Genomic DNA, 14,411 nt, shown 5'->3' on the forward strand with positions numbered 1-14,411 from the left:
TTCCCCGTTGATTCAAAAGGCCCGCAGCATGCTCCACCTCTAGGGCAATCGCATTAAATGAACAAATTCGAAAAATTAGGATGTACACCTAGAAAATAGTCAGGTAACAGGCCTATTTTGGAACAAAATGTCGAGGTTAGGCGGGCTGGGAAGCGGCCAATGCGGTGGGTGAGGGTGATAGCCTCAGGGCTGTCGAATCAAGGAAACCCTAATATGTTATGCCTTGCTTCATCCGAGAGGGCGCAAGCCATCCGGATAGCTTTGAGGGATTTACTGCCTCGGTTTTTATTGATCAAGTTAAGCACCACCTTGCGGATCAGACTGAAATTAGAAGCCTGATTGCCAGTTCGTTTACGACTGGCATCTTCTAGGAATTCCACATCTAATACCCAATGCAAGTTATTTTCGATTCTCCAATGACTTCTGATCATTCCAGCCAGGTCTTCTACTTTTTTGTCTAAGCTGGTGATGTAGTAATGGGTTTCATCTGATGACTTATTCTTGCGAAGTACTTTACGAATACGCCGGACCTTAACGATTTTGCATAATCCTTCATATTCTTTAAGTTTTTCATCTTTAGATGACCTGACGTCTATACACTGGTAGGTTCGTTTTTCTATTCGGCCGTGCCCTTTGTCTTCTGTATAACAAGTGGATCGTTCAATCCAAACCTGTCCGAAGTAGCGCTCTGCCAGGTGACGTAAGATGGGCTGATTCCCCTTCAAGGTCATCAAATAGTGACCTTGCTTTTTACGGATGCGTTGCAAAATCTCTTTAACACAAAAATTCCCATCTCCAGTGATCGTTTTACCTTTGAGGTGCAACTGATCAATGATCTGCTTAGCTCCCCGCTTTTCATCCCAGGTGTCACTTACATTCACCTGCGCTACTACCAGATTAGTATCCGAAGCATAAGCATTCATAATCATCTCGGCATGATCTCCTCCCTGACTAGGTGCTTTATATTGAAGCTCTTTATCAACACTCCCAATAATTCGCTTTCCATCGATATGAATTAACTGACTAGCCGCCATACCAAATTCTAATTCCACCCAACTTAGAAAGGCCAGCTCGAAGGCGTGCTTATCTATCAAACCTATGATGTTGCCAATCGTCTCGTGAGTAGGTATACCGTGTTTATATGGGAAGTAATGACGTAACCAATCCAATTTCAATTTGCCGAAATCTTCTATCCCTCGATTGGATTCATAACCGCTTACCACGCTACAAATCACCAAGAACAGTATTTCCGGCACCGGATATCTTACCCGAACTGGATCACGTGTGTCTTCAAGGTCTCCAAAACAACTCATAAAGTGAGACTCCTTTAGTTGTGAGCAATCCACTGCTTCAAGCATAGCGCTCTATTCTTGACAGTTGCATATTGATTTTCAACAATCTAAAGATAAGTTTTTTCAGATTCGACAGCCCTGGGGTGATAGCCTTGTGTTGGGCATAGGATTGGCCGGAGTTTTTGGCTCTTTTTGCGATCAAAAAGAGCGGAGAGAATTTAATGCAATTGCCCTAACTCCATCTCCACTTTAAATCGCTATTCATTAAAAAATAAGAGTTAATGAACCCGCACAAGTACAAAATCCCCTATCCTATTCTATTTTTACCTGCCTATCCATTTCCTCTAACCGGTTCATTTCCGAGTCTATGGCATTAACACCATCAGTATCCGACAAATCATCTCCCGGCCTCAGCCGCCGATTAGGGCTTCTCGGCCTGGCCGCCACCGGTATCTGCTCCATGCTGGGGGCGTCGATCTACGTCGTGCCCTTCATGATCCAGCGCAGTGTGCCCGGTATCGGTCCCAATGTGTTGCCGGCCTTTTTGCTGGCGGCCTTACCGGCAGTCCTGGCGGCTATGGCCTATGCGATCCTATCGACGGCTATGCCGCGAGCCGGGGGAAGTTATCTGTACGCCAGCCGGGGCTTACATCCCTATTGGGGTTTTGCGGCCAGTTTTTCCCAATGGTTTGGGCTATCGATCGTCATTGGGGTGATCGCTTACATCATCATTCCCTTTTTTCGCGACATCTGCTCGGCAATGGGCTGGGAGGTTTGGGCGGCCTGGCTGGAGACCGGAATTGTCCGGGTGGGCATGGCCCTCCTGCTGCTCTGGACTTTTGTGGTGATCAATATTCTGGGCATGCGATTTTACGAACGAACCCTGGTCCCCTTAATGCTCCTCATGTTCGGACTGGGAGCCATTGTGATCGTGGCCGGTTTTTCATTTGATCATGCCGACTTTGCCAACGGGCTTTTATTGCAGGAAGGACGATCGATCCCCACGGGTTCCCAAAGTGGATCTATTACCACTTTCCTGACCGCTTCCGCCTTATTATTTGCCAGTTTTATTGGTTTTGACTCCATTGCACAGGCCGGCGGAGAGGCACGGAACCCGCAGCGTAACCTGCCATTGGCCATCGGCCTGGCCATCGGTATCGTTGGTCTCTACTATTTCTGCTTTACCGCTGCCGTCTACCATGCCGTTCCCTGGGAATTTGTCGCTTCGGAAGCGGCGGAAAAAGATATTGCTGCCCCTGGATTATTGGGCTATGTATTGTCACCCGGATGGACCGTAGCCATAACCCTGGGAGCCACCATCGCTCTGATCAACGATTTGCCGGCGATGTTGCTGTCGGTTTCCCGACTGATGTTTGCCTGGTCCGAAGACGGGGTCTTTCCAAAGCGGGTGGCCCGAGTCCATCCCCGCTTCCAGACGCCGGTAAATGCGATCCTGATCAGCGGCGGCATGGCCACGGTCGGAATATTAGGCAGCCACTTCGCCGGAGACTTTTTCCTGGGCATCGACATAATGGTCACGGCCATGCTCGTCAACTTCCTGCTCATGTGCCTGACCGTACTGCGCCTGCCGACTTATAATCCGCCGCTGGTCGCAAGGATCAGCCTGTTTAAATCCAGAAAAACACAATTACTGATCGGACTCAGCGGTAGTGCCTTGCTTTCGCTGTTCCTGGTGCTGCATACTTTCAAGGATTTACAGGCCGATGTCTCCGCCTGGTACTTCCACGCCACATACGTTTGGCTGCTCGTCATGGCCCTCGGCTCACTGATCTTCTTAAGAAAGATCACGCAATTAAAAAGATCGGGAAAATCCTTAAAGAGCGCATTCAAGAAATTACCCGATCAGTAAAGCGGGATCTGCGGAGGCTTAGGCCGAAAGCGCAACGCGACCAAAGGGGCTTCTCCCACCAAAAAATTAAAACAACAACCATGACTACCATATCTACCCATACCAACCTGGCCCCCGATCTAAAGATCTCCCGCATACTTACTGGTCTCTGGCAGATCGCGGACATGGAGCGCGATGGTCGGCAGATCGATCTGGAGCAGACGGCCCAACACATGCGCCCCTATCTGGCCGCCGGCCTCAGTACTTTCGATATGGCTGACCATTACGGCTCGGCCGAACTCATTGCCGGGAAGTTCCGGCAGGAAGTCGGTGCGGATCAGGTACAGCTATTGACCAAATGGGTCCCCACTCCCGGCCGACATAGCAAAGCGACCGTCCGGGAGGCCGTCCAGCGCGCACTGGATCGGCTGCAGATGGAACAACTCGATCTACTCCAATACCACGCCTGGAATTACGCCGATCCGGCCTGGCTGGATGATCTGTTTTGGTTGCAGGAATTACGGGAAGAAGGTCTGATCCGCCATCTGGGTCTCACTAACTTTGATGCCGCTCATCTGAACCTCGTCATTCACAGCGGTATCCGGGTTGTTTCCAATCAGATCTCCTACTCCCTGATCGATCAGCGGGCCGCCGTAGCCATGACGCAGGTGTGCCGGGAGCACGGCATCAAGATCCTGGCCTTCGGCACCCTGGCCGGTGGCTTGCTTACGGAAAAGTGGATCGATCGACCGGAAATCCCGGCAAATGAGATGACTACCTGGTCGCAAATGAAATACAAACGTTTCATCGATGTAGCCGGCGGCTGGAAGGTTTTTCAGTCCCTGCTGAAGACCCTGGAAGCGGTAGCCCGAAAACATCAGGTATCCATCGCCAATGTCGCCACCGGCTACCTGTTGCAGCAGCCGGAGGTCGGTGGTGTCATTATCGGTGCCCGCCTGGGACTTCATCAGCATATTGAAAATAATCTACGAACCTTGCAGCTCCAGCTGGACGACGAAGATCGAAAAGAGATCCAGACCAGTCTGAACCGATTGGATCCCATTCCCGGCCATTGCGGTGATGAATATCGCCGTCCACCCTTTCTCACCGCTTCCGGGGATCTGAGTCATCATATTGCTAAACTACCACCACCCTATCCGGTTCAGGAAAGCCATTCCGGACGGCAAAAGGCCCTCAGCGGCACCGTTTGGGAAGATCTGGCCGGATTCAGCCGGGCCGTCCGCGTCGGCAATCGCATCCTGGTTTCAGGCACCACGGCTACCCACGGGGACCGGCTGATCGGCGGTAATGATCCGGCCGCCCAGACGCACTTTGTGATCGATAAGATTGCCGGGGCCATCCAGTCGCTGGGTGGGCAATTAGAGGATGTGGTCCGTACCCGCATCTTTGTACAACGGCTGGAGGACTGGGAAGCGGTAGCTAGAGCACACGGGCAACGTTTTGCGGGTATTCAGCCGGCTAATACGCTGGTCAGGGCTGATCTGGTGGGGGACGGGTATTTAGTGGAGATGGAGGCGGAGGCGGTATTGGACCAGGATAGCGGGAATTAGCTTCATGGATGTATACAGACGCGAAGCGGTTTGAGCATCCTGACGGTAACCAGCACGTCCGGACCAAACCACTTCGCGTCTTGTATATCAGCTGCATTATATGCGCTGCCTAATTCTCCCGGTTTACAAACTCCATTTTCTATCTCCGGATTCCAGCGGCATACAGCCATCATAGCCGCCCGGGATCGGATCGTAGCGGAGTACCTCCGTGCCGATCTTTTCTGAGGAAAGGTAAGCACCGATCACCATCATTTTCAGGGAGCGGTAAAAACCGATGGGTTCCTGCTCTCCGACGGCGGTGCCCCAGACCTGGCCCCTGAACTTACCCGAGTCCGCTTCGGCGGCCCGGAATACGGCGGCGCGATCTTCGTCGCTGAGGTCGGCAAAAGGAGCGCCGTATGCTTCGGCGGCCTTGGCGTTAAAAGCGGCAATATCTTCCCGGACCTGCTCCTGGCTTTCGGCATCGTACGCCATGGCAAAGACTTTATCCAGGAAGAGGTCTACCTTGACATCCAGGGCGCCGGGCGTGTCCGTTTGCGGGATCAGCGTATCGGCGAAAGCGGTCACAAACAGCGCTTCGTCTTCGGTGAAAAACTGTGGCTGCCAGTCGAGACGATTTTCGGACTGACAGGATTGTAGCAGGCTCAGTAAGGCGGGCGCCAGAGCGGTACCGCCGGTGAGGAGCCCGGTATTTCGGAGTGCGGTTCTGCGATTCATAAGATCAGATGTTTTGTTTATTGAGTTCGGATACCGCGTGGTCAGCCGCACGCGCCGTGATGGCCATATAGGTTAGGGAGGGATTCACGCAAGACGAAGAGGTCATGCAGGCCCCGTCCGTCACGAACACATTCTTGGCGCCGTGCACCTGGTTGAATTCGTTAAGTACGGACGTTTTGGGGTCACGTCCCATGCGGGCCGTTCCCATTTCGTGAATGCCATAACCCATTTCGTGGTGGTTGTTGAAGCCCACTATATCCTTTACTCCACAGCGTTCGAGCATTTCGACGGCATCTACCTGGATCCGATCATTAAGGGCTTTTTCGTTCTCTTTGAACTCGGCGTCAATCGATAAGGTCGGTTGGCCCCACTTGTCGAGCACATCCTTATTCAGGTATACTCGATTGTCGTGGTACGGCAGACATTCGGAGAAACCGGTGATGAAAAACTCCCAGGGCCCCGGTTGGAAGAGCTGCTCTTTGAAATCCGCGCCGAAGGAATTCTGGTTGGCGGCCTCGCGGGCTCCCGCCCGACCGGCACCGCCCTGGAAGCCAAAGCCCCGTACGAATTTGTCGGACTTGGTGGCCTCGTCCAGATTGACGTAGCGCGGTATGTAGATGCCGTTGGGACGGCGTCCTTTGTAGTATTTATCGTCAAAACCTTCCACGCGGCCCATGGCACCGATCCGGTAGGTGTGGTCCATCAGGTTGTGCCCCAGTTCGCCGCTGTCGTTACCCAGGCCGTTCTCAAAGCGATTGGACTTAGAATTGAGCAGGATCTGGGTGCTGCTGAGGCAGGAAGCATTGCAGAAAATGATGCGGGCTTTGTATTCGATCGCTTCGTTGGTCTCCGCATCGATAATGCGCACACCCGTCGCTTTGCCCAGCTGGTCGTCGTAGATGATCGACTGCACGATGGAAAACGGCCGGATGGTGAGGTTGCCCGTCGCATTGGCGGCCGGCAGGGTCACCGCATTACTGCTGAAATAAGCGCCGTAAGGGCAGCCGCGACTGCAGCGATTCCGGTACTGGCACTGTCCCCGACCGTTGTGGGGAACCGTCAGGTGGGCACAACGCCCGATGATCAGATGCCGCCCGGGGAATTGCTTTTCGAGGCGCTGTTTCAGGTCTTTTTCTACGCAATTGAGTTCCATCGCCGGCAGAAAATGGCTGTCCGGCAGATGGGGCAATCCCAGAGGTTCACCGCTGATACCGGCAAATTTTTCCACGTAGGTATACCACGGTTCGATATCCTTATACCGGATCGGCCAGTCGACCCCGTAACCGTCTTTGGCATTCGCTTCAAAATCCAGATCACTCCAGCGATAGGTCTGTTTGCCCCACAGAATGGAACGGCCGCCCATCTGGTGGGCCCGGATCCAGAGGAAGGGTTTGTCTTCCGTGTAGGGATTCTCCTCGTCGTTGGCGTGGAAGTGTTCGGTGTCTTTACCGATGAAACCGGAGCGGATCCCTTTGTAGTGTTTTTTTTGTTCTTCCGGTGTCAGGCCACCCCGCAATTCCATATCCCACGGATCGAGGTTCATGGTTGGATAATCGACGACGTGTTCTACGATGCGGCCCCGTTCGAGCACGAGGGTCTTCAAGCCTTTTTCGCAGAGTTCTTTAGCCGCCCATCCCCCGCTGATACCGGAGCCGATGACGATGGCGTCATAGGTGACGTCCTTTTCGGCGTCGATGTTAAAATTGGCCATAATTTTGTTGAATTATTTAGTCGTTTAAAGTAAGCGCCGATCCAAGATAACTTAAGCAACAATAGTTGGACAGGCGCTGAAATAACCGGCTCCCAATTTAGGAAATTATTTTTGTGCCGCTATTATCGCAACCGCATTACTATCGGGATGAGATTTATCAGCTTGTCAAGGAAAAAGCAAACACGAGGCCCGCTTTTCAGGTTCTTAAACAAACCAAAATACAAAAAAACCGAACCTATGAATAACCTACTGAGAGGCCTCATTGCGGGCTACGGAGCCAAGAAACTGGGTGGTGGATGCTTCGGCACCATCATCGTTTTCATCATCATCTGGATGGCCCTGGGAAATTGTTAATAGAAACCACTGACCGGTAAAGGTTATAAATTTATGTCCCAGCCTACCAGGCAGGGAAGTCTTAGCGCAGCCCTTTCGAGGGTATGGTATAAGCCATAAAGGCCGCTACCAGCAGTGGTACCGAAAATATAGTGAACAGTACACTGATGTTCATGCCCCAGTCGAAAAACACCCCAAACAAAAGCGGCCCGAGGATGGCGCCAAAACGCCCGATCCCCATGGCCAGGCCAACCCCGGTGGCCCGAATGTCCGATGGATAGACATGAGCGGCGATCGGAAAAAAGGTATTGAAACCACCCTGCACGAAAAATCCGATTAGAAAGATCAGGACGAACATGATGGCGTAGGTCAGATCCAGATTGGCGTAGGCGAGCATAATGCCAAAGGCGATCACCAGAAAGGTCAGGATCGTCCGTTTGGGCCCAAAATAACTGGCCGACAAACCCATCGCGATTACCCCGATCAATGCTCCCAGGTTGAGCGCCATACCGGCGTAAGTCGCCCAGGTAAAGGGCATACCGGCGTCCGTGGCGATGCTCGGCACCCAGCTCATCAGGGTGTATAAGGTCATAAAGCCGAAGAAGATGCCCGTCCACAGTCGCAGGGTGGAGCCTTTAAATTCCGTAGACAGCAGTGCTTTCCAATGGGTATTGCCCGATGATTGCGAGTTACTGACCGGAGCATTGCCCCCCGATAGCTCATTCGCCGTCAGCGGTGGCTGCTGCATTTTAGCGAGTAACTGATTGATCCGGCCCAACTGGTCCGTCCCCGGCTGCTTGCTCAGAAACGCCAGTGATTCGGGCATCAGGAACCAGACCAGGATCAGCATCAGTAAAGAAACCGAGCCGGCAAACAAGTAAGCAAAACGCCAGCCGAATTCCGGTACCGCCCAGGCCGCAAAAAAGCCGGTCAGGATCGCTCCGAACGGCCATCCACCCTGGATCAGGCCCACATTGAAATCAAATGTCTTTTTATTGGAATATTCGGAAGTGATGGTCGCCATGGAGGGAATGATCCCCCCGATCCCCAGACCAGTGATCACCCGCAATACCAGGATCTGCCAGTAGGCTGTACACAGGTAGACCGACAGCATCCCGACCGTATTCAGCACCAGCGATAATATAAAAACATTCCTCCGGCCGATCTTGTCTCCCAGCGGAGCAATGAATATGGCCCCCAGCGTCATTCCGATCAATCCCGTACTGAAGATCCATCCCAACTGGCTTTTCGAAAGTCCCCATTCGGACATGATCTCCGTGCCGGTGTAGGAAACGACCAGCACGTCCATCCCGTCGTTCATATTTAATACAAAGCACAAAGCCACCACCATGATCTGAAAGGCGGACATGGGGCGATCGTCCAGGCGTTGTTTGAGTTGGTTACGAATGTCGCTCTGTTCCACTTGTTCTTGTTTTGTCGTTTTAAATTGGGAGGTTTACACCTGATTTTGGGGTTGAGTAGTGGTCGGTGATCTTTGATTAATATCGCCGAATTCCTAATCCAACCGCACTTCCAGATCAGATCCTAACAATAATCTTACTATCGCCTCCGGCAGCCGCTTGTTCCAGTCCGGACTGAAGATCGGGTAAAGACACATAATTCGAAATGATCATTCCCGGTGTAATGATCCCGGCGGCGATCAATTGGATGGTACGCCGAAAATCAAACGGATGATCGTACACGATAGACGGTAATATGGAAATACTCTGCCGGGCAATCTTCAGCGGTTGAAAAGTCGCCTGTTGGTCCGATAAGCCCAGCAGGACGATCTCCGCGCCCTGCGGAGCGGCGGCCGTGGCGAGCGATGCCGTTTGCGCCACACCGGCACATTCAAAAACGGCAACGACCTCGCTGTCCGTCCAGATACGGTTAAGTTCGGTGGCGGATATCTCCTGCTCTGTAGGTATTACTTCGGCACCCATTTCCATCGCTAATTTTTGCTTGTCGGGAATGATCTCTACCGTAAATACCCGATAGCCCAGCGATAGGGCCACATGGGTAAGGAGCAGTCCAATTGCTCCCAAGCCGATGACGGCAATGGTATCTCCCGGCCGGGCTTTGGAAGCAAAAAGGGCGTGAATACTCACAGCGGTGGGTTCAATGGTCACGGCCTGTTCGTCGGTAATACTCTCAGGGATCGGCCAGGCGTATTCGGCGGGAAGACAAACGTATTCGGCAAAGCAACCATCACGGTTCAGACCAATCACCCGCTTGTTGGGACAGGCGTTTCCCCGGCCGCTCCGGCACATACTACACTGCAGACAGGGAATATTAGGTTCGATCACCACCCGTTGACCGGGCATTCGGTCCGTCACTCCCGAACCGATCTTATCGATATGGCCCAAACCTTCGTGCCCGATAATGGTCGGCTTTTCCAGCGGGCGATGCCCTAAAAAGAGATGGACATCCGAGCCGCAAATCCCCACCATTTTCAGGCGGATGCGAACTTCTCCCGGTCCTGGATCGGGTAGATCAACGTCTCTGATCTCGATCCGCCGGGGCTCGCTGAGCAGTGCTGCTTTCATCATTTGTCGTTCCTTTTCCGGTTCGGTTGAGTCATCAACTTCCCGCTAGGTACGGGCAGCTATTGTCTCAACTTGTAACAAAGATAATAGCGAAACGGAGAATCTGGCCTAGGGTGGGGAAAAGTATTGGATTTTAGACTTGTTAGATCAATTTTATTTCCGAGAGTCTTGTTTACCCGCCACAAATTCCAAAATCCGCTCCTCCGTCCAGTAATACCCCCGGGGATGCCGCTGGTGAAAGCCCACGTGGCCACCGAACTGCGGCACCAGCAGTTGCAGGTGCGGATTAGCCTCGACCGCTTCGTAAGGGTAAGCCTGATCACTCAAGAAGGAATCGTCCTGGGCGTTAATGATCAGGGTCGGCACGCTGATCCGGGGCAATAATGGTAGGCTGGAGGCCCGCTTCCAGTAATCCTGCGCACTGGTGAAGCCGTGCACCGGAGCGGTAAATGCTTCATCAAAATCGGAGAATCCACGGGCGTTAAAGATCTTGCTGGCGTCAATATCCGGATAGAGGTGCTGCTTGATCCGGAACTTGCGCTTCAGGTCGTTCATGAAGCGCTTGATGTAAACATAATTGGCGGGATGTTCAATTTTCAGGCTGCAGGTATGCAGTTCCATGGGTACGGATACGCCCACAACTTTTTTCACCAGTGACGGCATGCGCCCTCCCTGTTCTCCGGTATATTTCAGGGCTACGTTCCCGCCCAGACTGAAACCAACCAGGGCGATCTCCTCGTAAACGTCACGGGCGATCAGGTTTTTTAGCACAAAATCAAGGTCGGTAGTTTCGCCACTGTGGTACATCCGGCGCTGCCGGTTGACCTCACCGCTGCAGCTGCGAAAGTTCATGGCTACTACATCCCAGCGGTGATCATTGAAAATGCGGGCCAGCCCCTTGATGTACTGACTTTCGGATGAACCTTCCAGACCGTGCAAACCGATCACCAGCTTTTTACTGCCGGTGCGCGACCAGTCCAGATCAATAAAATCGTCATCAGGCGTAGTGAGCCGTTCCCTTTCGTAGCGCACCGCTCGGACCCGGCGAAACAAGGAAGGATAAACAGTGGCAATATGATGATTTCGAAAAACCAGTGCTGGACGGTACGTATCCATGAATACTTTTAAAATTTACAATGGACCGCAAATTTCCACTTTCTTGGGCATACCTGCAATTTGACCGGGAAATTAAGTCCCACTAGCGGTGATCAAAAGCCAGATCACTAAACGCCTCCGTTTCCGGATTGAACACCACACCCCAGCTCAATCCATCGCAAAACAGGGCAAAACGTTCTTCCCAGTAATCGACATAGTTTTCCAAAAAATCATCCGAAGTGAGATAAAGGCCATTGATGTACACATACTTTCGATCATTGATGATGATACCGATATACTGGATTAAAGAACCGGTAAGGTAGTCTTCCTCCATGGCCCAACCCTCCGGCTCCGACCGGCTGGGGTCCATCTCAAGGATCTTCAGGAAATTCTGCTCCAAAGGGCACAGTTCATCGGACAGGATCTGATAAAATCCTTCAACGCCCGCCGGCATGCTCCGGGTACAGGGCTCTAGGGTTTTGCCGACTTCCGGTGGAAAAACGACCCGGTATTCCGGCCGATAGGCGTACGCACCGGTGAAATCGACGATGCAAACATCCGGAGGCCCGGCTTCCTTCAGGCAGGAGCCGAATACTAAAATTGAAAAAAATGCAAGAAAAGGGAGCGCTGTTTTCATACCAATCTGTTTATATACTGACGCAAAGTGCAGGAGCGGCCATGCTCAGCGATTTTCAAAGGCCAGGTCGCTGAAGGTTTCGATTTCCAGATCGAATAATGCGCCCCAGGCGCCTGCATCGCAGGGTTGAACGAATCGATCCCGCCAGTTGAGAAAATTATTTTGGAGATCCTCTTCCGAATAAAAAGTGAATCCATTGAGATAGACGTACCTGCGATCTTCGATCAGCATACCAATGTATTGAAGCGCCGACATTTCAAGCTGCTCCCGATCCAGTTGCCAACCCGGAGGATCGGATAAAGCGGGATCCATTTCCAGGAGCTTCAGGAAGTTTTGCTCCACCGGACAGATCTCATCGCTGAATGCCAGAAAATAGCCCTGCACATTGTCGGGAAAAGCCCGGGTGCAGGGTCCCAGATCCGCTCCCACCTCCGGTGGAAAAGTCACCTTGAATTCGGGTCGGTAAGCATACGCTCCCGAAAAGTCGACCGCACAAACATCGGGAATCGACGCCTCAGGCAAACAGGCCCCAAACAAAAGAAACGGCAGATAATAGAGATAGCGAGCATTCATACCAATCAGGAGATTTACGGCATCCCTTCTAAAGATAAGGGATTCTCCCCAGAAAAATGGCACCTCCCCCACTGACACCCGATACCTCTCCCCTGACACCTGCTATCTGACACCGCCCCCTACTCCACCCCAATCGCCAACCGATACCGCCCCCGCTTCTCCACTTTCGTCGCTACCAGGCTAAAACGATACACCGTCTCCCCCCACACCCGCGTCAGACGTACGTCGTCCACGTCAATTTTTTCCACTTCCGGCTTAAACTGTTTGGCAGCATACGTCAGGATCAGAGTTTTCCCATCGCGCTGCAGGCGGACGGTCCCATCGGCCGTTATTTCGGGTTCGGACCAAGTCAGAAAATGGAGCGTATTGGGCTCCGCGGCGGTTTCGAGTTGGAAATCATCCTCGATCAGCAGCTTATCCGCTTCCAGTTCGTAAGTACGCCGCCAGGTTTTGACCCCGGCCGCTTCGGGATAGGCCCCGGAAATATCCAGCGAAAAAGACGACTGCTTAGGATCAAATTGCACATCCTTGGAACGATACTCCCGACCGTTCTTTTGTGCCACTCCGTTGATCAGCGGCAGGTTGTGGTAGTTGCTCTGCATGGTCCAGATGTCGTAGCGTTCGGAGCTGAAGGTTTTTCGGGTATAGGTACCCACACCAACGTCGATAAAGAAGGGAGTATTCTGGTAGTACAGAGAGAATGAGCCCACATCATTGTGGTTGTGACTCTCATTGTTGTAACCGCCTTTGGCCGCAAAGAAAAAGCCCGCCTCATTTTTCAGATAACAGAATTCCGTCTCCGGATACCAGGTGTGGTTGAATTCCGGTAGCGCCGCCCGGGTTTGCTCCAGGCCTTCCGCCAGTCGGATGCTTTCCAACGCCCGGAAAATATCCCGGCCCCGGGGAATGTGGTGTTCCCGCTCATTGCGTTCGAACAGATAGGCGGCAAACTGCCTCATCAGCGGACTGTCCACCGATTTCCCATAGCGATAGATCACGGAGGCTTCGCCGCCACCCCGGGCGGAAGCATCCGCAAAATTGACCACCCAACCATCGCCCACGTACGAGCGGGCAATATATTCTCCCATATTTTTAATGATCGGGGCATCAAAAATGGACACCTTACCCCCGGTAGCCAGATAGAGAATATCCAGGTAATCGTACATCTTGCCGGCCGCGTGGCCCCAGTAGGACGGTCCCTCTTCGCAGGCGCCGTCTTCGTGGGTATAGTTGACGAATTCGTCCGCGGAGATCAGCGTGCGATAGACGCCGTCCGTCAGTTTGTCCGGATCATTTTCCAGGAGCAGAAAGGTGAGCAATACGTTGGAATTGCACCAGGGGTTCCAGTTATTGACCAGTCCGCCGGGTTGCAGATCGAAAGCCTGCCACCAGAAATCACTGCGGTTCATATAGACATCCAAAATGCGCTCCTGGAGGTTCTGCCGCAGTCGGGTGGCAATGATCGGGCTCACCTTATCAAATTCCGCTTTGAAAAAATAATACACCCAGGAATAGAACGAGCCGAGGTCACCGGCCGTAAGATCGATGGTAAATTCATTCGGGTCGGGCACAGAACGTTTATTCGTCTGATACGCCGGCAAGTGGGCCGAAAGCACCCAGGTCGTCATTTCGCAAGCCAGCCAGGTACCGTTCATGATCTGATCCAGGAACCGGCCTTTCCCTTCGGCCAGTTCCGCCAGTACCAGCGCCATCATCGCGTTGTTGTTGGCGCCGAAAGGATCCTGCATGATATTGCGGTTGCCGCTGCGTTCGTACTCCAGAAAATCACTGAGTTCCACGACCTGCCAGGCGTAGTCGAGAAATTCTTCCCCGTTGTGGATCAGTTCTCCCTTAAAATCTGCGGTGAGGGCCTCCCAGCCGGCGCGGTCCTGATAATCCGGATAGGGCACCCATTCCTGGTCCCGGATGAGCAGATCCTTCAGTTCCGCTTTACTGACCGCTTTTTTCAGCAGGTCTTTACTCTCGGTGGCCTGCATGCTTAGCACGCCTCCACACATTACCAGGAGGATCAAGATATATTTTCTCATACGGTTAGACTTGTATTAGTTGGTTCAATCCATTGACGC

10 protein-coding genes and 1 pseudogene are annotated in these 14,411 nt (G+C 52.6%); 2 read left to right on the forward strand and 9 right to left on the reverse strand.

Annotated features, from left to right (window positions below; translation table 11 throughout):
• Positions 1-197: 197 nt before the first annotated feature.
• The gene (locus CRP01_RS02165) at positions 198-1,358 is read right to left on the reverse strand and encodes an ISAs1 family transposase (RefSeq protein ID WP_099148351.1); all 1,161 of its coding nucleotides are present in this window, start codon (positions 1,356-1,358) and stop codon (positions 198-200) included.
• Between the two features lie 301 nt (positions 1,359-1,659).
• Here CRP01_RS02165 and CRP01_RS02170 point away from each other — a divergent pair, with 301 nt between their 5' ends.
• On the forward strand, positions 1,660-3,162 hold the full coding sequence (locus tag CRP01_RS02170) for an APC family permease (RefSeq protein ID WP_099148352.1): 1,503 nt from the start codon (positions 1,660-1,662) through the stop codon (positions 3,160-3,162).
• Between the two features lie 80 nt (positions 3,163-3,242).
• On the forward strand, positions 3,243-4,712 hold the full coding sequence (locus CRP01_RS02175; protein WP_099148353.1) for an aldo/keto reductase: 1,470 nt from the start codon (positions 3,243-3,245) through the stop codon (positions 4,710-4,712).
• A gap of 123 nt (positions 4,713-4,835) precedes the next feature.
• Here the strand turns inward: CRP01_RS02175 and CRP01_RS02180 are convergent, their stop codons facing one another.
• The 8 genes and pseudogenes from CRP01_RS02180 to CRP01_RS02215 all read right to left on the reverse strand — a co-directional run bounded on the left by CRP01_RS02180 (position 4,836) and on the right by CRP01_RS02215 (position 14,372).
• Positions 4,836-5,429, reverse strand: coding sequence for a gluconate 2-dehydrogenase subunit 3 family protein (locus tag CRP01_RS02180; RefSeq protein ID WP_099148354.1), 594 nt, complete (start codon positions 5,427-5,429; stop codon positions 4,836-4,838).
• Positions 5,430-5,433: 4 nt separating this feature from the next.
• Positions 5,434-7,140 (reverse strand): GMC oxidoreductase, encoded by a 1,707-nt coding sequence (locus tag CRP01_RS02185; protein WP_099148355.1) that lies wholly within the window; start codon positions 7,138-7,140, stop codon positions 5,434-5,436.
• A 415-nt stretch (positions 7,141-7,555) separates the two neighbouring features.
• Positions 7,556-8,905 (reverse strand): annotated as a pseudogene (locus tag CRP01_RS02190) (MFS transporter); the annotation flags it as partial.
• A gap of 106 nt (positions 8,906-9,011) precedes the next feature.
• A complete protein-coding gene (locus CRP01_RS02195; RefSeq protein ID WP_222845642.1) occupies positions 9,012-10,022 on the reverse strand; it encodes a zinc-dependent alcohol dehydrogenase in 1,011 nt (336 codons plus the stop codon).
• A 150-nt stretch (positions 10,023-10,172) separates the two neighbouring features.
• Entirely contained in the window at positions 10,173-11,135 is a 963-nt protein-coding gene (locus CRP01_RS02200) for a YheT family hydrolase (RefSeq protein WP_099148357.1), read from the reverse strand.
• A gap of 82 nt (positions 11,136-11,217) precedes the next feature.
• Positions 11,218-11,751, reverse strand: coding sequence for a hypothetical protein (locus CRP01_RS02205; RefSeq protein ID WP_099148358.1), 534 nt, complete (start codon positions 11,749-11,751; stop codon positions 11,218-11,220).
• 45 nt (positions 11,752-11,796) lie between these two features.
• Complete coding sequence (locus CRP01_RS02210; protein ID WP_099148359.1) at positions 11,797-12,324, reverse strand: hypothetical protein; 528 nt, start codon at positions 12,322-12,324, stop codon at positions 11,797-11,799.
• Positions 12,325-12,443: 119 nt separating this feature from the next.
• Positions 12,444-14,372, reverse strand: coding sequence for a heparinase II/III domain-containing protein (locus tag CRP01_RS02215; RefSeq protein WP_099148360.1), 1,929 nt, complete (start codon positions 14,370-14,372; stop codon positions 12,444-12,446).
• Positions 14,373-14,411 lie beyond the last annotated feature (39 nt).

This window comes from Flavilitoribacter nigricans DSM 23189 = NBRC 102662 (assembly GCF_002646595.1).
GTDB lineage: Bacteria > Bacteroidota > Bacteroidia > Chitinophagales > Saprospiraceae > Flavilitoribacter > Flavilitoribacter nigricans.

Coding starts and splice junctions, on each gene's coding strand:
- CRP01_RS02215 (WP_099148360.1), bottom strand. CDS start 14,372: ATGAGAAAATATATCTTGATCCTCCTGGTAATGTGTGGAGGCGTGCTA.
- CRP01_RS02195 (WP_222845642.1), bottom strand. CDS start 10,022: ATGATGAAAGCAGCACTGCTCAGCGAGCCCCGGCGGATCGAGATCAGA.
- CRP01_RS02180 (WP_099148354.1), bottom strand. CDS start 5,429: ATGAATCGCAGAACCGCACTCCGAAATACCGGGCTCCTCACCGGCGGT.
- CRP01_RS02210 (WP_099148359.1), bottom strand. CDS start 12,324: ATGAATGCTCGCTATCTCTATTATCTGCCGTTTCTTTTGTTTGGGGCC.
- CRP01_RS02170 (WP_099148352.1), top strand. CDS start 1,660: ATGGCATTAACACCATCAGTATCCGACAAATCATCTCCCGGCCTCAGC.
- CRP01_RS02175 (WP_099148353.1), top strand. CDS start 3,243: ATGACTACCATATCTACCCATACCAACCTGGCCCCCGATCTAAAGATC.
- CRP01_RS02205 (WP_099148358.1), bottom strand. CDS start 11,751: ATGAAAACAGCGCTCCCTTTTCTTGCATTTTTTTCAATTTTAGTATTC.
- CRP01_RS02185 (WP_099148355.1), bottom strand. CDS start 7,140: ATGGCCAATTTTAACATCGACGCCGAAAAGGACGTCACCTATGACGCC.
- CRP01_RS02165 (WP_099148351.1), bottom strand. CDS start 1,358: ATGCTTGAAGCAGTGGATTGCTCACAACTAAAGGAGTCTCACTTTATG.
- CRP01_RS02200 (WP_099148357.1), bottom strand. CDS start 11,135: ATGGATACGTACCGTCCAGCACTGGTTTTTCGAAATCATCATATTGCC.